20 protein-coding genes are annotated in these 21,198 nt (G+C 70.1%); 15 read left to right on the top strand and 5 right to left on the bottom strand.

Features of this window, described 5'->3' with window-relative positions:
• Positions 1-143: 143 nt before the first annotated feature.
• Positions 144-443, top strand: a complete 300-nt coding sequence (locus tag NGK70_RS21905; RefSeq protein WP_251970582.1) for an acyloxyacyl hydrolase — start codon at positions 144-146, stop codon at positions 441-443.
• A 24-nt stretch (positions 444-467) separates the two neighbouring features.
• Here NGK70_RS21905 and NGK70_RS21900 read toward each other — a convergent pair whose 3' ends face one another.
• The gene (locus NGK70_RS21900) at positions 468-2,384 is read right to left on the bottom strand and encodes an amylosucrase (RefSeq protein ID WP_251970581.1); all 1,917 of its coding nucleotides are present in this window, start codon (positions 2,382-2,384) and stop codon (positions 468-470) included.
• Positions 2,385-2,657: 273 nt separating this feature from the next.
• Here NGK70_RS21900 and NGK70_RS21895 point away from each other — a divergent pair, with 273 nt between their 5' ends.
• The 8 genes from NGK70_RS21895 to NGK70_RS21860 all read left to right on the top strand — a co-directional run bounded on the left by NGK70_RS21895 (position 2,658) and on the right by NGK70_RS21860 (position 12,976).
• Positions 2,658-3,968, top strand: a complete 1,311-nt coding sequence (locus NGK70_RS21895; RefSeq protein ID WP_251970580.1) for a maltoporin — start codon at positions 2,658-2,660, stop codon at positions 3,966-3,968.
• Between the two features lie 158 nt (positions 3,969-4,126).
• On the top strand, positions 4,127-5,395 hold the full coding sequence (locus NGK70_RS21890; protein WP_251970579.1) for an ABC transporter substrate-binding protein: 1,269 nt from the start codon (positions 4,127-4,129) through the stop codon (positions 5,393-5,395).
• 60 nt (positions 5,396-5,455) lie between these two features.
• Positions 5,456-6,367 carry a carbohydrate ABC transporter permease gene (locus NGK70_RS21885; RefSeq protein ID WP_251970578.1) on the top strand — a complete coding sequence of 304 codons (912 nt, stop codon included), beginning with the start codon at positions 5,456-5,458 and terminating at the stop codon, positions 6,365-6,367.
• Positions 6,364-7,212 carry a carbohydrate ABC transporter permease gene (locus NGK70_RS21880; RefSeq protein WP_251970577.1) on the top strand — a complete coding sequence of 283 codons (849 nt, stop codon included), beginning with the start codon at positions 6,364-6,366 and terminating at the stop codon, positions 7,210-7,212. Before NGK70_RS21885 ends, NGK70_RS21880 begins: the two co-directional genes overlap by 4 nt.
• Before the next feature lie 25 nt (positions 7,213-7,237).
• Positions 7,238-8,896, top strand: coding sequence for an alpha-glucosidase (locus NGK70_RS21875; protein ID WP_251970576.1), 1,659 nt, complete (start codon positions 7,238-7,240; stop codon positions 8,894-8,896).
• A gap of 20 nt (positions 8,897-8,916) precedes the next feature.
• Positions 8,917-10,053: an ABC transporter ATP-binding protein gene (locus NGK70_RS21870; RefSeq protein ID WP_251970575.1), complete on the top strand. Its 1,137-nt coding sequence runs from the start codon at positions 8,917-8,919 to the stop codon at positions 10,051-10,053.
• 24 nt (positions 10,054-10,077) lie between these two features.
• The gene (locus tag NGK70_RS21865) at positions 10,078-11,832 is read left to right on the top strand and encodes a glycoside hydrolase family 13 protein (RefSeq protein WP_251970574.1); all 1,755 of its coding nucleotides are present in this window, start codon (positions 10,078-10,080) and stop codon (positions 11,830-11,832) included.
• Positions 11,833-11,956: 124 nt separating this feature from the next.
• Entirely contained in the window at positions 11,957-12,976 is a 1,020-nt protein-coding gene (locus NGK70_RS21860) for a substrate-binding domain-containing protein (RefSeq protein ID WP_251970573.1), read from the top strand.
• A gap of 37 nt (positions 12,977-13,013) precedes the next feature.
• Here the strand turns inward: NGK70_RS21860 and NGK70_RS21855 are convergent, their stop codons facing one another.
• From NGK70_RS21855 to NGK70_RS21845, 3 genes are read right to left on the bottom strand one after another with little or no spacing between them, the layout of a single operon-like run.
• Complete coding sequence (locus tag NGK70_RS21855) at positions 13,014-14,486, bottom strand: sensor histidine kinase (protein ID WP_251970572.1); 1,473 nt, start codon at positions 14,484-14,486, stop codon at positions 13,014-13,016.
• Positions 14,483-15,145 carry a response regulator transcription factor gene (locus tag NGK70_RS21850; protein WP_251970571.1) on the bottom strand — a complete coding sequence of 221 codons (663 nt, stop codon included), beginning with the start codon at positions 15,143-15,145 and terminating at the stop codon, positions 14,483-14,485. Before NGK70_RS21850 ends, NGK70_RS21855 begins: the two co-directional genes overlap by 4 nt.
• Positions 15,142-15,567, bottom strand: coding sequence for a PepSY domain-containing protein (locus NGK70_RS21845; RefSeq protein WP_251970570.1), 426 nt, complete (start codon positions 15,565-15,567; stop codon positions 15,142-15,144). Before NGK70_RS21845 ends, NGK70_RS21850 begins: the two co-directional genes overlap by 4 nt.
• Positions 15,568-15,694: 127 nt before the next feature.
• Here NGK70_RS21845 and NGK70_RS21840 point away from each other — a divergent pair, with 127 nt between their 5' ends.
• From NGK70_RS21840 to NGK70_RS21825, 4 genes are read left to right on the top strand one after another with little or no spacing between them, the layout of a single operon-like run.
• Complete coding sequence (locus NGK70_RS21840) at positions 15,695-16,156, top strand: DUF1924 domain-containing protein (protein WP_251970569.1); 462 nt, start codon at positions 15,695-15,697, stop codon at positions 16,154-16,156.
• A gap of 23 nt (positions 16,157-16,179) precedes the next feature.
• The gene (locus NGK70_RS21835; RefSeq protein ID WP_428985546.1) at positions 16,180-16,698 is read left to right on the top strand and encodes a diheme cytochrome c; all 519 of its coding nucleotides are present in this window, start codon (positions 16,180-16,182) and stop codon (positions 16,696-16,698) included.
• Positions 16,699-16,733: 35 nt separating this feature from the next.
• Complete coding sequence (locus NGK70_RS21830) at positions 16,734-17,558, top strand: cytochrome b/b6 domain-containing protein (RefSeq protein ID WP_251970568.1); 825 nt, start codon at positions 16,734-16,736, stop codon at positions 17,556-17,558.
• Positions 17,559-17,612: 54 nt separating this feature from the next.
• The gene (locus NGK70_RS21825) at positions 17,613-19,061 is read left to right on the top strand and encodes an aldehyde dehydrogenase family protein (protein WP_251970567.1); all 1,449 of its coding nucleotides are present in this window, start codon (positions 17,613-17,615) and stop codon (positions 19,059-19,061) included.
• 31 nt (positions 19,062-19,092) lie between these two features.
• Here the strand turns inward: NGK70_RS21825 and NGK70_RS21820 are convergent, their stop codons facing one another.
• A complete protein-coding gene (locus tag NGK70_RS21820; protein ID WP_251970566.1) occupies positions 19,093-19,338 on the bottom strand; it encodes a HypC/HybG/HupF family hydrogenase formation chaperone in 246 nt (81 codons plus the stop codon).
• A 187-nt stretch (positions 19,339-19,525) separates the two neighbouring features.
• On the opposite strand from NGK70_RS21820, the gene NGK70_RS21815 reads away from it, so the two are divergent.
• A complete protein-coding gene (locus tag NGK70_RS21815) occupies positions 19,526-20,113 on the top strand; it encodes a hydrogenase maturation protease (protein WP_251970565.1) in 588 nt (195 codons plus the stop codon).
• Positions 20,103-21,197 carry a hydrogenase small subunit gene (locus NGK70_RS21810; RefSeq protein ID WP_251970564.1) on the top strand — a complete coding sequence of 365 codons (1,095 nt, stop codon included), beginning with the start codon at positions 20,103-20,105 and terminating at the stop codon, positions 21,195-21,197. The genes NGK70_RS21815 and NGK70_RS21810 overlap by 11 nt, the downstream gene beginning before the upstream one ends.
• The last annotated feature ends 1 nt before the right edge of the window (position 21,198 follow it).

Here is a 21,198-nt window from a genome sequence, read left to right as displayed (position 1 = left end):
AACGCCTGGTCGATCCGTGGCGGCTTCATCGGGCCGCGGCAGATCACGGGCGGGCATTGGGCGGGCATTGGGCGGGCACTGGGAGTTGAGTGCCGCGGCCTGGGTCCTCCACCCGTTGGTGCGACGGACAGGATAGCGGTGGCTTGGCCCAGATCGGCCTCACGCCGGTGCGGCGCTGGTGGCCGGGCGGCAGCAACCCGGCCACCGGCACCCACCTGGAAGGCGGCATCGGGCTGAACCTCATCATGCCGGTGTGCCGCAGCGCCGATCGGCGTTTCAGCACCTGGTTCAACTTCGGCGACCACCTGGCCTGGGGCTGCACCTTCGGCGCGGGGCGACAGCACGATGTGTCGCTGCGCTTCGAGCACTTCTCGAATGCCAGCATCCGCAAGCCCAACCCGGGGGAGAACTTCGTGCAGCTGCGCCATGCATGGCGGTTCTGACAGCATGGGCCCGCGGCCTCGACCTCAGTCGGGGCGATCGCTGCAGTCCAGCCACAGCAACTCGTAGGGGGCCAGTGTCAGTCCCTCGCGCAGCGGCCGCTGCCGCGCACCGAGCAGGTCGAAGGCACTGGCCGGCTGGGTGGCGAAGACTTCGGCCGGGCAGTGCTGGCCGAACTCGCTGAAGTTGGCCAGCACCAGCACCTGCTGGCCCAGCCGCGTGCGGGTGTAGCCCAGGACGCCAGGGTTGCGGCTGCGAAAGCCGGTCAACGTCCCGCCCGTGAAGGCCGGGCAGGATCGCCGCTGCTCGATCATCCGGCGCAGCCCCTGGTAGATCCGCCCCGCGGGCGTGGCGGGGTCGCTGCGCTGCGCGTGGAGCGCCTCGGCGCGGCGTGGGCGGTGCACCCAGCGGCTGTCACTGGCCTTGGCTGGGTCGTCCAGGTAGGTCGGGTCGTTGAGGGTGCCCACTTCGTCGCCCAGGTAGATCAGCGGGATGCCGCCCGTGCTCAGGGCCACGCCGTGCAGCAGCAGGATGCGCGCCACCGCGTGGGTGTCGCCCTGTTCGAGCCCGGCCAACGAGGCACAGGTGCCGCTGATGCGGCAGTCACCGGTGGCCGGGTTGTCCTGGAAGGGCACGCCGCGCGCGAAGCTGCCCGGAAAGCGGTTGACGTAGAAGCGGTTCAGGAACTGGCGGTGGTCGAAGCCCTGGATGCCTTCGCGGATGGCGTCCTCGTCGGCGAAGGTCCAGCCGATGTCGTCGTGGCTGCGCACGTAGTTGACCCAGGCGGTGCCCGCGGGCAGTGCGTGGCGCTCCTCCAGTGCCTGCTGCAGCAGGTTCACCTCGCGGGTGGCGAGCGTGTTCCACAGCAGCGCCATCTGCAGCGGGTTGTAGGAGATCTGGCACTCCTCTGGGGCGATGTACTTGACCACCTGGTCCGGGTGGACGATGGCCTCGGACTTGAACAGCAGCCCCGGGGCGGCGATGCGGCACACCGCGTTGAAGGCGCGGATCAGCGCGTGCGCCTGCGGCAGGTTCTCGCAGTCGGTGCCCAGCTGCTTCCAGATGAAGGCCACCGCGTCCATGCGCAGGATCTCGGCGCCCAGGTTGGCGATCGCCAGCATCTCGCCGGCCATGGCGGCGAACACTGCCGGGTTGGCGTAGTTCAGGTCCCACTGGAAGCTGTTGAAGGTGGTCCAGATCCAGCGCCCGTCGCTCAACTGCGTGAAGGCGCCCGGATGCTGGTCCGGGAAGATCTCGCGCACCGTCCGGTCGTAGGCGTCAGGCAGCCTGCGGTCCGGGAAGATCAGGTAGAAGTCCTGGCAGGCCGGATCGCCCGCGATGGCCGACACCGCCCAGTCGTGCTCGTCGGAGGTGTGGTTGAAGATGAAGTCCAGCACCAGGCTGATGCCCTCGCGGCGCAGCGCCGCGGCGAGTTCGCGCAGGTCGTCGATCGTGCCCAGGGCCGGGTTGACCTCGCGGTAGCTGCTGACGGCGTAGCCGCCATCGCTGCGATCGGCCGGGCACTTGAAGGGCGGCATCAGGTGCAGGTAGGTCAGCCCCAGTTCCTTGAAGTAGGGGATCCGGGCCATCAGGCTGCGCAGGTTGCCGGCGCAGAGGTCCACATAGCAGACGCCGCCCAGCATGCGCTCGGACTGGAACCAGTCCGGTTCAGCCTCGCGGGCTGCATCCAGTGCGCGCAGGTCGGCGGGCCGCTGGCGCCAGCCCTGCCAGGCAGTGGCGAGCACGCGGGCGAGCACATCGAGAAAGTCCGGCCGCTCGCCGTACACGCTGGCGAGCTCGTGTAGCAGCGCCGGAAAGTGCCGGGTCAGGCGGGCGTCGAAGGCCTCCCAGGCCGCGCCGCGGGCCTGACGGCCGATCTGCCGGGTCAGGGCGTGGCGGGTGTGGGCAAGCGCCAGGTGGGTTTGCTGATCGATCGTGAGCATGTCGTTGACTGCGGCGGAGGGTGGTTGGCGTGCCGGCGCAGGGAAAACAGTTGCCAGGGCGCGCCGAAGTGGCTCGGAAGCGCTTTGGATCAATGTATTCGATGCAGATGAGGTTTGTTTCAGGGTAAACCAGGATCGTCATTCAAAGCGCTTCGGATAAATTTCAAAGCGCTTTGGTTGTGGTCCAAATCATCAAAGGACTGCGCCAGGGCGATGTGAGTTCGATGCGCCGTGCGGGCGGTGTGCCCGCGATGAACTGTCTGAGGAGATCCCATGAGAACCCTGATCAGCGCCGCCTGTGCGCTTGCCGCTGCCGGTATCGCCGCCTCCGCGGCGGCTTCCCCGATCGACTTCCACGGCTACTTCCGCAGTGGCAGTGGGTCCAGCGATCAGGGCGGCAAGGAACTGTGCTTCCGCCTGCCAGGTTCGGCGGTGTGGTTCCGCCTGGGCAACGAATGCGACACCTACGGCAGCCTGACCTTCGCCTCCGAGCTGGGCAAGGTGGACGGCACGACCTTCCGGGCCCAGTTCACCACGGCCTACGGCACGCAGCAGCTGGCCAACTGGGAGCAGACCACGCCGTCCTTCCGCGAGGCCTTCGTCGAGGCGCAGGACATCGGCGCGGCGATGGGCATCGCCGGCCTGAAGGGCGCCACGCTCTGGGCGGGCAAGCGCTTCTACAAGAACCCCGACATCCACATGCTGGACTACGCCTACTGGGAACCGGCGCAGAGCCCGGGCTGGGGCCTGGACAACGTCGACGTGGGCATCGGCAAGCTGTCCTACGCCTACCTGCGCGCCGGCCAGGCCGATTGGTCGTCGAGCAAGTCGGTGGGCCAGTACCAGCCGGGCATCGTCGACGGCGGTGCCCGTGCCGCGACCTCGCATGACCTGCGCCTGCAGGACGTCGCCGTCAACCCCGGCGGCAAGCTGACGGTGGGCGTCAACCTGGTGGTCAAGGACAACCGCGACGACGCGGCGCTGGCCGATGGCGGCCAGACGGGCAAGAACGGCTTCGGACTGACGGCCGCCCACACGCAGGACAACGTCTTCGGCCTGGGTGGGTTCAATACCGTGATCGCGCAGTACACCAAGGACGCCACCGCGCTGAAGGGCTTTGCCATCGTGGCCAGCAACGACTCGCGCAAGGAGTGGATGCTGGCCGACCAGTGGGTGATCGAGCCGCAGGGCTCGCCGCTGACCGCCTCGATGACCGCCGGCCTGCGCCAGTCCGAGGTCAACGGCAGCAAGACGCGCGACATCTGGGTCGGTGCACGCCCGCAGTACCACATCAACAACGTCTGGAGCCTGATGTCCGAGGTGGGCTACCAGCAGGTCAAGCCCGAGGGCCAGGACACCCGCACGCTGGCCAAGCTGACGGCGGGCACGCAGTTCTCGATGGGCCGCAGCATCTGGTCGCGCCCGGCGATCCGCTTCTACGGCACCTACGCCAAGTGGAACGATGCGGCCGCAGCGGCGGGCGGCGTGGCCTGCACCGGCCGGGACTGCGGCACCCCGGTCTCCACCTACGCCAACAAGCGCAGCGGACTGGGCTACGGCGTGCAGGTGGAAGCCTGGTGGTGAACCGGCATCCACACAACCCCGCATGACGTGCGCAGCGCTGCGGACTACACTGAATGGGCGTTCAAAGCGCTTCCGATCGTGATGAACTGTCGGCATCCGAGGGCCTGTCGGGCCTCGGCCGACCTGTCACCGCCTTTCCTCCCCTCTGGAGAATCTCCATGAAGTTCAAGCTGACTCCCCTCGTTGCCGGCGCGCTGATCGCGCTGGGTACCAGCAGCGGCGCGCAGGCCGCCACCCTCACCATCTCCTGCGGCTCGGTGGGCCAGGATTTCGAGTTCTGCAAGCGTCACACCGAGGAGTGGGCGAAGAAGACCGGCCACACGGTCAAGCTGTTCACCCTGCCGCAGTCCACCACGGACCTGCTTGGGCTTTACCGGCAGATGTTCGCGGCCAAGAGCGGCGACGTGGACATCATCAATGTCGACGTGGTCTGGCCCGGCATGATCAAGGACCACCTGATCGACCTGAAGCCCTACAGCAAGGGCGTCGAGAAGGACCACTTCCCGTCGATCGTGGCCAACAACACGGCCGACGGCAAGCTGATCGCGATGCCCTGGTTCACCGACGCCGGCCTGCTCTACTACCGCAAGGACCTGCTGGACAAGCACGGGGAAAAGCCGCCCACCACCTGGGAGCAGCTGGCTGCCACGGCCAAGAAGATCCAGGATGCCGAGCGCAAGGCCGGCAATGCCGACATGCAGGGCTTCGTCTTCCAGGCCAAGGCCTACGAGGGCCTGACCTGTGACGCGGTCGAGTGGCTGACCAGCTACGGCGGCGGCAACATCGTGGATGCCAGCGGCAAGGTGACGGTCAACAACCCGCAGGCGGCCAAGGCGCTGACCACGGCGGCCTCGTGGATCGGCACGATCGCCCCGACCGGCGTGCTGAACTACGGCGAGGAAGACGCTCGCGGCGTGTTCCAGAACGGCAACGCCGTCTTCATGCGCAACTGGCCCTATGCCTGGAGCCTGGGCAATGGCGGCGACAGCAAGATCAAGGACAAGATCGGCGTGTCGGCCCTGCCCAAGGGCGGCGAGGGGGGCAAGAACGCCGCCACGCTGGGCGGCTGGCAGCTGGCGGTGTCGAAGTACTCCAAGGAACAGAAGCTGGCCGCCGAGCTGGTGATGTACCTGACCTCCAAGGAGATCCAGAAGGAGCGCGCGATCAAGGGCTCGTTCAACCCGACCCTCCCGGCGCTGTACAAGGACAAGGACGTCCTGGCCGCCGTGCCCTTCTTCGGCAACCTGTACGACGTGTTCACCTCGGCCGTGCCACGTCCCTCCACCGCCACCGGCCTGAAGTACAACGAGGTCAGCGCCGCCTTCTGGAACGCTACCCACGATGTGCTGTCCGGCAAGGAGCCCGCCGAGGCCAGCCTGAAGAAGCTCGAAGGCAAGCTCAACCAAGTGAAACGCGGCAAGTGGTGAGTGTGTGAATCCCGGGGGCAACGGCCCCCGGGTCTTTGCGGCGCCAAGGAGACCTGTTCGATGAGTTCGAGGACCCGCACGGCCTGGATCTTCCTGGCACCGATGCTGATCACGCTGCTGCTGGTGGCCGCCTGGCCACTGGCGCGCACGATCTGGTTCAGCTTCACCGACGCCAACATCAACGACATCGGTGCGGCCCAGTTCGTCGGCTGGACCAACTACGTCGGCGACTACGGCCTGTTCGCCAACCCCAACAACACCGAGGGTTTCTGGTCCGGCGACTGGGGCGTGTCCATCCGCAACACCTTCCAGTTCGCGCTGGTGTCGGTGGCGCTGGAGACGCTGTTCGGCCTGGGCGTGGCGGTGCTGCTGAACCAGGAGTTCAAGGGCCGCACGCTGGTGCGCGCCGCGGTGCTGGTGCCCTGGGCGATCCCGACCATCGTCTCGGCCAAGATGTGGGGCTGGATGCTGCACGACCAGTTCGGCATCGTGAACGCCATCCTGCAGGGCTGGGGCCTGATCGACACCAAGATCGCCTGGACCGCCGAGCCCGCCTGGGCGCTGTGGACCGTGGTGGCGGTGGACGTGTGGAAGACCACGCCCTTCATGGCGCTGCTGATCCTGGCGGCCCTGCAGACCCTGCCCAGCGACTGCTACGAGGCCGCCAAGGTCGACGGCGTACACCCGCTGCGCGTGTTCTGGAAGGTGACGCTGCCGCTGATCCGCCCGGCGCTGCTGGTGGCGGTGATCTTCCGGCTGCTGGACGCGCTGCGCGTGTTCGACCTGATCTACGTGCTGACCTCGAACAACAACAGCACCATGAGCATGAGTGGCTTCGTGCGCCGCGAGATGGTGGACAACGGTTACATGGGCTACGGCTCGGCCGCCTCCACGGCGCTGTTCCTGATCATCGGAGCGGCCACCATCGTGTGCATGCGCCTGGCGCGCATGAAGCTGTCGGAGGACGCATGAACCCCATCGCATCACGCCCGCGCCTGGGCAACATCGTGCTCTACCTGCTGGCCGCGCTGGTCACGCTGGAGTCGGTGTTCCCCTTCTTCTACGCCATCTCGACCTCACTGAAGACCGGTGCGGACCTGTTCTCCACCAGCCTGGCACCGGCCAGTCCGACGCTGCGCAACTACGTCGAGCTGTTCACCGTGGCCGAGCAGCCCTTCGGGCGGCACATCGTCAACTCGATCCTCGTGTCGGTGTCGGTGGTGGCGCTGTCGATCTTCCTGGGCGTGACGGCCGCCTATGCCCTCGGGCGCATCAGCTTCAAGGGCCGCGGCCTGCTGCTGGCCACGATCCTGAGCGTGTCGATGTTCCCGCAGGTGGCGGTGCTGGCCGGCATGTTCGAGATGATCCGCGCGCTCGGCCTGTACAACCAGTCGCTCGGCCTGGTGCTGCCCTACCTGATCTTCACGCTGCCCTTCACCGTCTGGGTGCTGACCACCTTCATGAAGCAGCTGCCCAAGGAGCTGGAGGAGGCTGCGATCATGGACGGCTGCGGTCCCTGGCGCATCATCTGGGAGGTCTTCATGCCCCTGCTGTGGCCCGCCTTGGTGTCCACCGGGCTGCTGGCCTTCATCGCGGCCTGGAACGAGTTTCTCTTTGCGCTGACCTTCGTGATCGACAACAACGAGCGCACCGTGCCGGTGTCGATCTCGCTGATCAGCGGCGCCAGCAAGTACGAGATCCCCTGGGGAAAGATCATGGCCGCCTCCGTGCTGGTGACGCTGCCGCTGATCGGCCTCGTGCTCGCCTTCCAGAAGAAGATCGTCTCCGGCCTGACCGCCGGTGCCGTCAAGGGCTGAACGCCCCACAGGAATTCCTAGCAACATGAAAGCACCCAACAACGGCTGGTGGCGCGGCGGCGTCGTCTACCAGATCTACCCGCGCAGTTTCGCCGACAGCAACGGCGACGGCATCGGCGACCTGCCCGGCATCACCGCGCGCCTGCCCTACGTCGCGTCACTGGGCGTCGATGCAATCTGGCTGTCGCCCTTCTTCACTTCGCCGATGAAGGACTACGGCTACGACGTCAGCGACTACTGCGACGTCGATCCGATCTTCGGGACGCTGGCCGACTTCCGCACGCTGCTCGACACCGCCCACGGCCTGGGCCTGAAGGTGATGATCGACCAGGTGCTCTCGCACACCAGCGACCAGCACCCCTGGTTCAAGGAAAGCCGTGCCAGCCGCGACAACCCGCGCGCCGACTGGTACGTCTGGGCCGACCCCAAGGCCGACGGCACCCCGCCCAACAACTGGCTCTCCATCTTCGGCGGCAGCGCCTGGCACTGGGACACGCGGCGCTGCCAGTACTACCTGCACAACTTCCTGACCAGCCAGCCGGACCTGAACTTCCACAACCCGGAGGTCCAGGGCGCCCTGCTCGCCACGGTGAAGTTCTGGCTCGACCTCGGCGTGGACGGCTACCGCCTGGACACCGCCAACTTCTACTTCCACGACGCCCAGCTGCGCGACAACCCGCCGCGCGGCCGGCCGACCGGCGAGGATCCGGCCGTCAACCCGCTCAACCCCTACGCCTGGCAGTGGCACCGCCACGACAAGAGCCAGCCGGAGAACCTGGCCTTCCTGCAGCGCCTGCGCGCCCTGCTCGACCAGTACCCGAACACCACGATGGTGGGCGAGATCGGGGATGACGACGGCCTGGCGCGCATGGCGGAGTACACCAGCGACGCAGACAAGCTGCACATGGCCTATTGCTTCGACCTGCTCGGCCAGCCGCACGACGCGCCCTTCCTGCACGCCTTGATGACCCGCGTCGAGCAGGTGATCGGCAGCGGCTGGCCGTGCTGGGCGCTGTCGAACCACGACGTGACCCGCGTGGCCAGCCGCTGGGGCGAAGGCGGCGCGGCGGCACCCGGCCTGCTGCGCATCGCCGCGGCGCTGCAGCTGACGCTGCGCGGCTCGCCCTGCCTCTACCAGGGCGACGAGCTGGGCCTGCCCGAGGCGGACATCGCCTACGAGGACTTGCACGACCCCTACGGCATCGAGATGTGGCCCGACTTCAAGGGCCGCGACGGCTGCCGCACGCCGATGCCCTGGGTGGCCGAGGCGGCCGACCTGGGCTTCGGCAGCGGCGCGACCCGGCCCTGGCTGCCGTTGGCCGAGTCGCACCGTGCGCTGGCCGCCGACCGCCAGGAGGCCGATGCGCAGTCGCTGCTGCACTTCTACCGCCGGCTGCTGCGCTGGCGCCGCCAGCAGCCGGCGCTCATCGCCGGCACGCAGACGCTGCTGCCGGCACACGCCCAGGTCTTCGCCTTCGTGCGCGAGGAAGCCACCAAGGCGGGCCTGCCTGGCCAGCGCCTGCTGTGCGCCTACAACTTCAGCGACCGCCCGGCCCGCCTGGAGCTGCCCGCCAACCTCTGGGTGGCCAGCCTGTGCAGCGCCAGCGGCGTCGTCGGCGGCCGTGCCGATGCCGAGGGCATCGAATTGGCGCCCTGGGGCGGCCTGATCGCCCACCTGTCCTGAACCGAAAGATCGAGCCTGCCATGTCCCGCATCGACTTCAAGAGCGTCTGCAAGCGCTACGCGCCCAACCTGCCCTACACCATCAAGGACGCCAACATCAGCATCGCCCAAGGCGAGTTCTGCGTCTTCGTCGGCCCCTCGGGCTGTGGCAAGTCCACGCTGCTGCGCATGGTCGCTGGGCTTGAGAGCATCACCTCGGGCGAGCTGTCGATCGGCGGGCGGGTGGTCAACGAGCTGGAACCGGCCAAACGCGGCGTCGCGATGGTGTTCCAGAGCTACGCGCTGTACCCGCACATGACGGTGGCAGAGAACATGGCCTTCGGCCTGCGCGTGTTCGGCGCCGACAAGCTCACGATCGAGAAGAAGGTCAAGAAGGCCGCCGACATCCTGCAGCTCACGCCACTGCTGGAGCGCCTGCCCAAGCAGCTGTCGGGGGGGCAGCGTCAGCGCGTCGCGATCGGCCGGGCCATCGTCAAGGAGCCGGACGTCTTCCTCTTCGACGAGCCGCTGTCCAACCTGGACGCCGCACTGCGCGTGCAGACCCGCCTGGAAATCGCCAAGCTGCACCACGACATCGGCACCGCCAGCATGATCTACGTGACGCACGACCAGGTCGAGGCCATGACGCTGGCCGACAAGATCGTGCTGCTGCGCGCCGGCCAGGGCGTGCAGGACCACGGCAGCGTGGCGCAGTTCGGCTCGCCGATGGACCTCTATCACCGGCCGCAGAACCTCTTCGTCGCCGAGTTCATCGGCTCGCCGAAGATGAACATCCTGCCCGGCCGGCTGGTGCGGGCCGAGGCCACGCATGCGGTCGTCGAGGTGCATGGCGAGCAGGTCACCGTCGCGGTGGACGCGCGCCGCGCCAAGGCGGGCGAGGCGGTGTCGCTGGGCATCCGCCCGGAGCATCTGCTGGCCGGCGAGGACGGGCCCGGCTCGGCGCTGCACACCTCGGTGCGCCAGATGGAGCGCCTGGGCGAGGCGTCGATGCTCTACCTCGACGTGGCGAAGGACCTGCCGATGGTCACGCTGCGTGTCGAGGGCTATGCGGGCAACACGGCCGGCGACCGCGTGACGCTGCGCCTGCGCCCCGAGCAGTGCCACCTGTTCGACGCCGCCGGCCTGGCCTTCTCCCGCACCGTCGAGCTGCCGACCTGAGCCGAGACGAACTGGAGCCCGAGCATGAACCAGACCGTGAACCAGACCATGAACCCGCGCCACGACTGGTGGAAGCAGTCCGTTGTCTACCAGATCTACCCGCGCAGCTTCCAGGACACCAATGGGGATGGCATCGGCGATCTGCCGGGCATCACCAGCCGGCTCGATCACCTGCAGCAACTCGGGGTCGACGTGGTCTGGCTGTCACCGATCTACGCCTCGCCGCAGGACGACAACGGCTACGACATCAGCGACTACCGCAATGTCGCCCCCGAGTTCGGCACGATGGCCGACTTCGACGCGATGCTGGCCGGCATGCACGCGCGGGGCATCAAGCTGATGATGGATCTGGTCGTCAACCACAGCTCCGACGAGCACGAGTGGTTCCGCCAGGCCCGCTCCAGCCGTGACAACCCGTACCACGACCACTACATCTGGCGCGACCCCAAGCCGGACGGCTCGCCGCCCACCAACTGGGAGGCCGCCTTCAACGGCTCGGTGTGGGAATGGAACGAGCCGACCGGCGAGTACTACCTGCACATGTTCAGCCGCAAGCAGCCGGACCTGAACTGGGAGAACCCGGCGCTGCGGGCCGAGGTCTACGACGTCATGCGCTTCTGGCTCGACAAGGGCGTCGACGGCTTCCGCATGGACGTGATCAACATGATCTCGAAGCCGTGGAACGCCGACGGCAGCCTGCCGGATGCGCCCGTCGTGCGCGAGGGCTTCCTGCAGCCCAGCTTCCCGATGACCTGCAACGGTCCGCGCCTGCTGGAGTTCCTGCGCGAGATGCGCGAGCAGGTGCTGGACCACTACGACACCATCACCGTCGGCGAGGCGCCGCTGGCCACCATCACGCAGGGCCGCGAGCTGACGAACCCCGAGACCGGTGCGCTCAACATGCTGTTCCAGTTCGAGCACATGGACCTCGATTCCGTCGGGGGGACGGTCGGCGGCAAGTGGGCCTTCAAGCCGCTCGACCTGCGTGACCTGAAAGCCACCATGACGCGCTGGCAGGAGGCGCTGGCCGGCCAGGGCTGGAACAGCCTGTATCTGTCCAACCACGACCAGCCACGCCCGGTGTCGCGCTTCGGCGATGACGGGCGCTACCGGGTCGAGTCGGCCAAGATGCTGGCGATCTTCCTGCACGGGATGCAGGGCACGCCCTACGTCTACCAGGGGGAGGAGCTGGGCATGACGAACCTGCCCTTCGCCTCGATCGACGACTGCCGGGACATCGAAACGCTGAACTTCTACCGCGAGGCGGTCATCCAGCGCGGCGAGAGCCCAGCGCAGACCCTGGCCGCGATCCGCCGCAAGGGCCGTGACAACGCCCGCACGCCAATGCAGTGGACGGCCGGTCCGCAGGCCGGCTTCACCGGCGGCACACCCTGGATCGGCGTCAACCCCAACAGCGTCGAGATCAATGCCGAGCAGGCCTACGCCGACCCGGACTCGGTGTTCCACCACTACCGCCGGCTCATCGAGCTGCGGCGGCGCTATCCGGTGTTTGTGCATGGGCGCTACGCCCAGCTGCTGCCCGAGCACCGCCAGCTCGACGTCTACACCCGCACCTTGGGCGACCAGGTGCTGCTGGTGCTGTGCAATTTCAGCGCCGAGGCGCAGGCTTTCAACTGGCCTGCCGCGCTGGCACGTGACGCTGCCGAGCTGCTGCTGGGCAACCTTGGGGGGCTGCTCCCTTCCGGCGAGCCAGCGCCCGAGTCGCTGCTGCGCCCCTGGGAGGCACGCCTCTACCTCACCCGCGTGGCCAGCGCGTGAGCTTGGCAGGGCCTGCGACGGCAGTGGGCACGGCACCCATGACCCTGACGGCACGGGCGCGGCTGAAGGGGTGGGTTTGAGACAATCCCCGCGTTTCCTGCAGATGCAAACCGGGTGGAACGCCGTGTCGATCGATCTGAAGCAACTGTCCGCACGCCTCGGCCTGTCGCAGACCACGGTGAGCCGCGCGCTCAACGGCTACACCGACGTCAGCGCGAAGACGCGCGAGCGCGTCGCGCAGATGGCCCAGGAGCTGGGCTACCAGCCCAACTCGGCGGCCCGCCGCCTGGCTCGTGGTCAGGCCGATGCGGTGGGCATCGTCTACCCGCTGGAGGCGGGAGACCTGGGTGACCCCAACTTCCTCTTCGTCGTCGAGGGCATGTCCGAGCGGCTCGAAGCCGAGGACATGGATCTGCTGATCGCTTCTGCCCGTTCCCACGCCGAGCTGCGCACCTACGACCGCCTCCTGCGTGGCGGTCGGGTCGACGGCGTGATCGTGGCGCGCACGCAGGTCGAGGACGCGCGCATCGACTACCTGCGTACCGCCGGCTTTCCCTTCGTCGCCTACGGCCGCACCGGCCGCTGCGACGACTTTTCCTGGTTCGACTTCGACAACGAGGCCGGCGGTGCGATGGCCGTGCGGGAACTGGTGCGCCTGGGCCACCGGGACATCGCCTGTGTTCTGGCGCCGCAGCACCTTAATTTCGCCGCGCAGCGCCGAGCCGGGTTTCTGCGCGCACTGAGCGAGGCCGGTCTGCCGGTGCGCGCCGAGGCCGTGATCGAGACCGGCCTGTCGCGCCGCGCCGGCTATGAGGCCGCCCAATGCCTGCTGGCCCTCTCACCGCGGCCGACCGCGATCTTCGTCGACGACAACCTCTGCGGCATCGGTGTGGTGCGCGCGCTGCTGGACCAGCGGGTGGAGATCGGCCGCGACATCTCGGTGATCGTCTACGACGGTGTGCCGCCCGACACCCTGCTGGTGGGCCAGAGCGTTGCGGCGATCGAGCAGCCGACGGCCCACGAAGCGGGCCGAACCCTGGCCGACATGCTGCTGCGGGTGATTCGCCAGCCCGATGCGCCCCCACAGCAGGTGCTGCGTCAGCCGGTGTTCGTCGGCGGCAGCTCGGTCGGCCCGGCGCCCTGAAGGGCCGTGGGCGATCACCCAGGGGCAGTGCTGGGCGTCAGGCCCGCGCGCCCGGCAGGTCCAGCGTGACGCGCAGGCCGCCGCTGGGGGATGGCGCCAGCGTCAGCTGCCCGCCGTAGAGCTGCGCCAGCTCCTGCACGATCGCCAGCCCCAGCCCGCTGCCGGGCACCGATTCGTCCAGGCGGGCGCCGCGTGCCATCACCTCGGCACGCCGCTCGGGCGGGATGCCGGGGCCGTCGTCATCGACCTGCAGCCGCAGCCGCGCGCCGGCCGGCCCGGGTTCGAGCGAGGCGCGTACCGCCACGCCCGTGCGTGCCCACTTGCAGGCGTTGTCCAGCAGGTTGCCGAGCATCTCCTGCAGGTCCTGCGCATCGCCGGCAAAGGCCAGGCCCGGGGCGATGTCCCCGCCGTCGAGGTCCAGGTGCCGCTCGGCGTGCACGCGGTCCATCACCCGCAGCAGCCCGTGCAGCAGCGGCGCGACGGCGCAGTGGCTGCCGGGCAGGCCGGGGGACGCGGCGGCGCGGGCGCGGGCGAGGTGGCGGTCCACCTGGCGGCGCGCCAGCTCCACCTGCTGGGTGACCAGCGCCGGCAGCTCGGCCGCCGCGGCAGGTTCGGTCCGCGCGGCCGTGGCGGCCTGTGCGAGCACCGCCAGCGGGGTCTTGACCGCATGGGCCAGGTCGCCGGCCTGGGTGCGCGCCCGGGCCACGCGCTGGGCGTGGAGGTCCAGCACCGCGTTGAAGTCGTCGATCAGCGGCTGCACCTCGCTGGGGAAGCGCCCGACCAGCCGCGGGGACTGGCCGGCGTGCACCGCCGCCAGCGCGCGCTGCAGGCTGCGCAGCGGTGCCAGGCCGACGGCCACCTGGGCGACGGCCGCGGCGCAGAGCAGCCCCAGCAGGACGGCGAGCGAGCCGGCCAGGGTGCCGTTGAAGCGGGTGATCGCCTGCTCGGTCTCGGCCAGGTCGGCCGCCACCATCAGGCGCCAGACGGGCCGGCCGTTCGCTGGGGTGGCATCGGCAGGGGAGGGGACGGATGGCTCGGCCGAGCCGTTGCGCACGCTGCGTTCGGCCAGCAGCAGCCGGGCGCCGCCCGGGCCAGCCACCTCGTGCAGGTGGACCGTGCCGTCGGCGATGGCATCCGCGGGGGCCTGCAGCTCGCTGTCCCAGAGCGAGCGGGAGCGCAGCACGCCGCGCTGGCTGCCCGGTGCGCCGTGGGCGGTGACGCGGTCGACCTGCCAGTACAGCCCGCCATAAGGGTGCGACCAGCGTGGGTCGCTCAGGCCGGCGGGGTCCAGCCGCGGCTGGCCGGCGGCGTCGATGTCGAGCCGGGCGGTGACCTGGTCGAGCTGGGCCGTCAGCGCCGTGCCGAACTGGCGCAGCACGTGGTCGCGGAACAGCCCGGCCAGCAGGCCGCCTGCCAGCAGCAGGGCGATCAGCAGCGCCACCAGCGTGGCCGTCAGCAACCGCCAGCGCAGCGAATGAAGCAGCGCATCGCGCAGCCCGGGACGTTTCATGCGCCACCCTGGAGCCGGTAGCCCAGGCCGCGCACGGTCTCGATCGCGTCGGCCGGCAGCTTGCGGCGCAGTCGGCCGACGAAGACCTCGATGGTGTTGGAGTCGCGGTCGTGGTCCTGGGCGTAGAGGTGCTCGGTCAGCTCGCTGCGCGAGACCACCTGCCCGGGCCGGTGCATCAGGTAGGCCAGCAGGCGGTACTCGTGGCTGGTCAGCGTGATCGGCTCGCCGCCCAGCGTGACGCGGCCGCTGCGCGTGTCCAGGGTGATCGCGCCGCAGCGCAGCAGCGGCGAGCCCAGCCCCTGCGCCCGGCGGATCAGCGCGCGCAACCGGGCCAGCAGCTCCTCGGTGTGGAAGGGTTTGGTCAGGTAGTCGTCGGCGCCGGCGTCGATGCCGGCCACCTTCTCGTGCCAGCCGTCGCGGGCGGTCAGGATCAGCACCGGCATGGCGTGCCCGGCCTCGCGCCAGCGCTGCAGCACGGTCAGGCCGTCGAGCTGCGGCAGGCCCAGGTCGAGCACCACGGCGTCCAAGGGCTCGGTCTCGCCCAGGTGCCAGGCGTCACGGCCGTTGTCGGCCTCGTCGACGACGTAGCCGGCGTCTTCCAGGCTGCGGCGCAGGGCGGCGCGCAGGGTGGGCTCGTCTTCGACCAGCAGGATCCTCATGGGCGTGTGCCTTCGCGGTGTTCTCCGGCGCGCCCACCCTTGCTGCGCTGCGAGAGCAGGTCGCCGTTGCGTGCGTCCAGCGCGAGCTTGAGCAGCTGGCCGTCGGCGCGCAGCAGTTTGACCTCGTAGACCCAGCGGCCGTCGTCGCGCTCCAGCTCCACCTCCAGCACCCGGCCGGGGTGGCTGCGCTGCAGCCGCTCCAGCAGCGTGGCCAGTGGCAGCACCTCGCCGGCCCGCAGGGCGGCACGGGCACGCTCGTGGTCGTCGTCGCCGTGGGCGCTGGCCGGCAGTGCCGGCAGCAGACCGGCCAGGCCCAGCAGGCCGCTCACCACCAGCTTTGCCACCAGATTCACCACCAGCGTCCCCGCCCGGCTGGCGCGGGCCGCGCGGTGGGGCAGGGCAGGGAGGAATGGCGCCGACATGGCCGGTCATTGTGCGGCCGCGAAGCTGAATGGCGGATGAACGCCGCCTTCAGGTTCGGTTCAAGCGCCCCCGCGAAGAATGCGCTGCATCGACCCACCGAGGTCTGCCTCATCACCGGATGCCACCATGTCCTTCCTCCTGAACCGCGCCCGCCGCGCCCGCCGCGCCACCGTCCCGACGCTGCGCGCCACGCTGCTGGCCACCGGCCTGGCGCTGTGCGCTTCCGTCTCCCTCTCCGTTTCTGCCTGGGCTGCCGACACCAGCCCCGCCGCGCAGCAGGCCCGCTTCAGCGCCGAGGCCAAGGCGCCGGCCGATGCCGAGCGGGGGCGCGTCTTCTTCACCAGCCGCCAGGGCGGCGAGTGGTCCTGCGCCTCCTGCCACGGCAACCCGCCGACGGCGCAGGGCAAGCACGCCAACACCGGCAAGCTCATCAAGCCGCTGGCGCCCGCCTTCAACCCGATGGCCTTCACCGACAGCGCCCGCGTCGACAAGTGGTTCCGCCGCAACTGCAACGACGTGCTCAAGCGCGAGTGCAGCCCCGGCGAGAAGGCCGACGTGCTGGCCTGGCTCAACAGCCTCAAGCCCTGAGCGGAACTGGAAAGGACCTTCCCATGACCCCCCTGATGTCCTCGTTCACCCGGCTGTGGGTCGGTGCCGCGGCTGCCCTGACCCCCCTGGCCAGCGCCTGGGCCGACCATGGACCGCTGCTGCCGCGCAACATGCCGCCGTCCTACGTGCAGGAGTGCGCCTCCTGCCACACCGCCTACCCGCCGGCGCTGCTGCCGGCGGCGTCCTGGCAGCGCCTGATGGGCGGGCTCAAGCAGCACTATGGCAGCGACGCCTCGCTCGACCCTGCCACCGTGGCGCAGCTCAGCCAGTGGCTGCAGGCCAACGCCGGCACCTACAAGCGCGTCAGCGAGGTGCCGCCGCAGGACCGCATCACCCGCGCGGCCTGGTTCGAGCGCAAGCACCGCCGCATCGAGCCGGCCGTCTGGGCGCTGCCCAGCGTCAAGAGCGCCGCCAACTGCGCCGCCTGCCACGGCGGGGCCGACCAGGGCCGCTATGACGACGACGAACTGCGCTACCCGGCCGGCCTGACCCAGCGCCAGCGCTGGATGTGGCACGACTGACGCGCTGACTTCCCCGCTTCCTGGAGGACCTTCCCATGAGCAACACGCCTTCCTTCGGCGCCACGGCCGATGCGGCCCTGCCCGCCGCCGCTGCCCGCACCCGCCGGGTGGTCGACGCGCCCACGCGCATGTTCCACTGGCTGTTTGCGCTGAGCTTCACCGGCGCCTACCTGACCGGGGAGTCCGAGCACTGGCGCGCCCTGCACATCACGCTGGGCTGGACGATGGCCGGGCTGCTGGGCTTTCGCGTTGTCTACGGCCTGGTCGGCCCGCGCCAGGCGCGGCTGAGCACCCTGTGGCGCCGGCTCACCGGTGTGCCGGGCTGGGTGCGCGCCACGCTGCAGGGCAACGCGCCCACCGCGGCGCACTGGCGCCAGGGCCAGAACCTGCTGATGGGCGTCTTCATCGCCGCGCTGCTGGGGGCGGTGGTGCCGCTGGTGCTCAGCGGCTGGGCCACCTACGACGAGTGGGGCGGTGACTGGCTGGAGGAGGTGCATGAGGCCGCCGGCCAGTTCTTCCTGCTGCTGGTGCTGGGTCACCTGGCCCTGCTCGCCGTGCTGAGCGGGCTGCGCCGCCGCAACCTGGCGCAGCCGATGCTCACCGGCCGCACCGAGGGCAGCGGCCCCGACCTGGCGCGGCGCAACCACACTTGGCTGGCCATCGTGCTGCTGCTGGCGGTGCTGGGCTATGGCGCCTGGGAATGGCAGCAGGCGCCCAACGGCCTGCTGCCCACGGCGAGCGTCCGCCAGGGGGCCGGCGACGGCAACGGCGGCGGCGCGGTGATGCCCAGCGGCGGCGGCCGGCTCAAGCCGCTCGACTCGCTTGACCGCTACCACGCCCGCTACCACGACGACGATTGAGTGCCCTGGCCGGGGCATACTGGCTGGTCCTGTCTCGACCCGCCGGGTGCCCCGATGACCGTCCTTGCCCCTCAGCTCAACCTCATCGCCGGTGAGCACAGCCCGGCCGCCAGCGGCCTGACGCTCGACGTGCTCGACCCCTCCGACGGCTCGCCGCTGACCACGCTGCCGCGCAGCGATGCCCGCGATGTCGATGCCGCCGTGGCCGCCGCGCGCGGCGCCTTCCGCGGCGCCTGGGGCCGCTGCACCGCCACCGAGCGCGGGCGGGTGCTGAGCCGGCTCGCCGCGCTGATCCTGCAGCACCACGCCGAGCTGGCCGAGCTGGAAAGCCGCGACACCGGCAAGCCGATCGCCCAGGCGCGCGTGGACATCAACGCCTGCGCGCGCTACTTCGAGTACTACGGCGGCGCGGCCGACAAGCTGCACGGCGAGTCGATCCCCTACGCCGCCGGCAGCACCGTCATCGCGATGCGGGTGCCGCATGGCGTGACCGGCCACATCATCCCGTGGAACTACCCGGCGCAGATCTTCGGCCGCACCGTCGGTGGCGCACTGGCCGCGGGCAACGCCTGCGTCGTCAAGCCGGCCGAGGACGCCTGCCTGACGCCGCTGCGCATCTCGGCGCTGGCGCTGGAGGCCGGCCTGCCGCCCGGCGCGCTGAACGTGGTCTGCGGCCTGGGCGCGGAGGCCGGCGCAGCCCTGGCCGGGCACCCTGGCATCAACCACCTCTCCTTCACCGGCTCGCCGGGCACCGGCACCGCGGTGTCGCAGGCCGCGGCCGTCAACCACGTGCCGGTGACGCTGGAGCTGGGCGGCAAGTCGCCCCAGCTGCTGTTCGCCGACGCTGACCTGGAGGCGGCGCTGCCGGTGGTGGTCAACGCCATCGTGCAGAACGCCGGGCAGACCTGCGCGGCCGGCAGCCGGGTGCTGATCGAGCGCTCGATCTACCCGCAGGTGGTCGCCCGCCTGGTCGAGCGCTTTGCCGCCCTGACCACCGGCCGCGGCCTGGATGGCCCCGACTGCGGCCCGCTGATCAGCCGCCGCCAGCTCCACCGCGTGCAGGAGAAGGTGGCCACCGCCGGCAGCCTGGGTGCCCAGGTGCTGGCCCAGGGCCGGCTGCGTGACGATGCGCCGGCGGGCGGCTTCTGGTTCCCGCCGATGCTGATGGGCAACGTCGACCCGGCCAGCGCGCTGGCGCAGGAGGAGGTGTTCGGCCCGGTGCTGGCCGCCTTCGCCTTCGATGGCGAGGACGAGGCCGCCGAGCTCGCCAACGCCACCCCCTACGGCCTGACCGCCGCGGTCTGGACGCGCGACGGCGGCCGCGCGCTGCGGCTGGCCCAGCGCATCGAGGCGGGCCAGGTCTTCGTCAACAACTACGGGGCCGGTGGCGGCATCGAGCTGCCCTTCGGCGGCATGAAGCACTCCGGCCACGGCCGCGAGAAGGCCTTCGAGGGCCTGCGCAGCTTCACCACCATCAAGACGATCGCCATCCAGCACGGGTAAGGGACCAGGGCCGCCTCGGCCAGGCACTGCCTCACGGCGGGGGCGATGCGCCCACCCCATCCAGCACCGCCTGGATCTCGTCCAGCGTGGCCCAGACGGCGGCGGCCTCCTCGGCACTGAGGCGCTGCACGGCGCGGTCGAGGTGCACCATGAGGTGGTCGCCCGGCGCAGGCAGGTCGTCCAGCAGCGCCCAGAGGCTCACCTGGCGCTCGGCGCCGCGCGCCTCACAGCGGGCAGTCAGCCCGTCAACCGCGATCACCTGCATCGGGAAAGCCATGCACATCCGCTGATTGTCGAGGCCCTGGGCGGATCTGTCTGCATACGCCGCGGGGTACTCCATCAGGGTAGTGTGAATGGATTTCCGGCCTTGACGTAGCTCAAGTAACGAGCTGTGGGCGCGGCCTACCGTCCGTTTGTGTTCGCAGAGTGCGTGAGGCCTTCACGCTCGGCGTGGCGGGCACCGGATGGAGACCACGATGCTGCTGGTGCTGGGATTGGGCAACCGACTGCTGGGCGATGACGCGGCCGGCCCGATCGTCATCGAGCAGTTCGTGCAGCGCCACGGCGAGTGCCCGGGCGTGAGCTGGCGCGACGGCGGCACGCTGGGCCTGAGCCTGCTGCCCGAGATCGAGGACGCCGATGCCCTGGTGGTGGTGGATGCCGCCCGCTTCGGCGCCGCGCCAGGCACGGTGCAGGTCTTCGAGGGCCTGGACATGGACGAGCAGCTCGGCGGGCGCAAGCAGAGTGCGCACGAGCTGGCGCTGGCCGACCTGATGGGCGCCGCCGCGCTGGGCGGCCGGCTGCCGCCGCGGCGAGCGCTGGTGGCGGTGGAGCCGGCCAGCACCGCGCTGGGCCTGGAGCCGACGCCCGCGGTGGCCGCCGCGCTGCCGGTGCTGGTGGCTGCGGTCGAGGCGCTGGTGGCCCGCTGGGCGCTGCCGGGGTCTTCGGGATCGGACCACGCAGGCACGGATGTGAATTCGGATGTGAACTCGGATGAAGGTGTCGCAGCCCCGGTGTGCCCGGCGCTGCAGGAGGTTGCACATGAAGCCTGAATCGATCGGATTGGGTCTGCCCGCGCAGACGCTGGGCGAGCACCTGCGCACGCGCGGCATGACGCGGCGCAGCCTGCTGCAGTACGCCGCCTGCACGGCCAGCCTGATGGGCCTGTCGCCCAGGGAGGCGGCCGCGATGGCGCAGGGGTTGGAGAAGGCCACGCGCCAGTCGGTGATCTGGCTGTCCTTCCAGGAGTGCACCGGCTGCACCGAGTCACTCACGCGCTCGTTCAGCCCCAGCCTGGAAGACCTGATCTTCGACTTCATCTCGCTGGACTACCACCACACGCTGCAGGCGGTCAGCGGCGAAGCGGCCGAGGCGGCCCGCCATGCGGCCATGAAGACGCACGCCGGCAAGTACATCGTGGTGGTGGACGGCTCGGTGCCACTGGGCGAGGGCGGCATCTACTCGGTGATCGCCGGCATGACGAACGCCGCGATGCTGGCCGAGACGGTGGAGCACGCCGCCGCGGTGATCGCGGTGGGCACCTGCGCGGCCTATGGCGGCCTGCCCGAGGCGCGGCCCAACCCGACCGGCGCGGTGCCGATCGCGCAGCTGGTGAAGGGCAAGCCGGTGGTGAACATCCCCGGCTGCCCGCCGATGCCGCAGGCCATGGCCGGCACGCTGACGCACTTCCTGTCCTTCGGCAAGCTGCCGGAGCTGGATGCGCTGGGCCGGCCGAAGGCCTTCTTCGGCGAAACCATCCACGACCGCTGCTACCGCCGCCCGTACTACAACCGGGGCCAGTTCGCCAAGGGCTTCGACGACGAGGGTGCGCGCCGCGGCTGGTGCCTGTACGAGCTGGGCTGCAAGGGCCCGGTGACCTACAACGCCTGCGCCTCGCTGAAGTGGAACGGCGGCACCTCCTTCCCGATCCAGTCCGGCCACGGCTGCATCGGCTGCTCGGAGCCCAGGTTCTGGGACCGTGGCGGCATCTACCAGCCGCTGCCGGCACCGACGAAGAAACGCGGCCGCGTGATCGGCATCGCGGCGGCGGGCGGCACCGTGCTGGGGGCCGGTGCCGCGGTGATTGCCCGCCAGCGTGCCGGCCAGACCGGATCGACCGAGCCGACGCAGGAGTGAA

This window comes from Sphaerotilus microaerophilus, from assembly GCF_023734135.1.
Taxonomy (GTDB): Bacteria; Pseudomonadota; Gammaproteobacteria; order Burkholderiales; family Burkholderiaceae_C; genus Sphaerotilus; species Sphaerotilus microaerophilus.
Note: the sequence above shows the minus strand (reverse complement) of the source record. Positions and strands in the feature narration are given on the sequence as shown.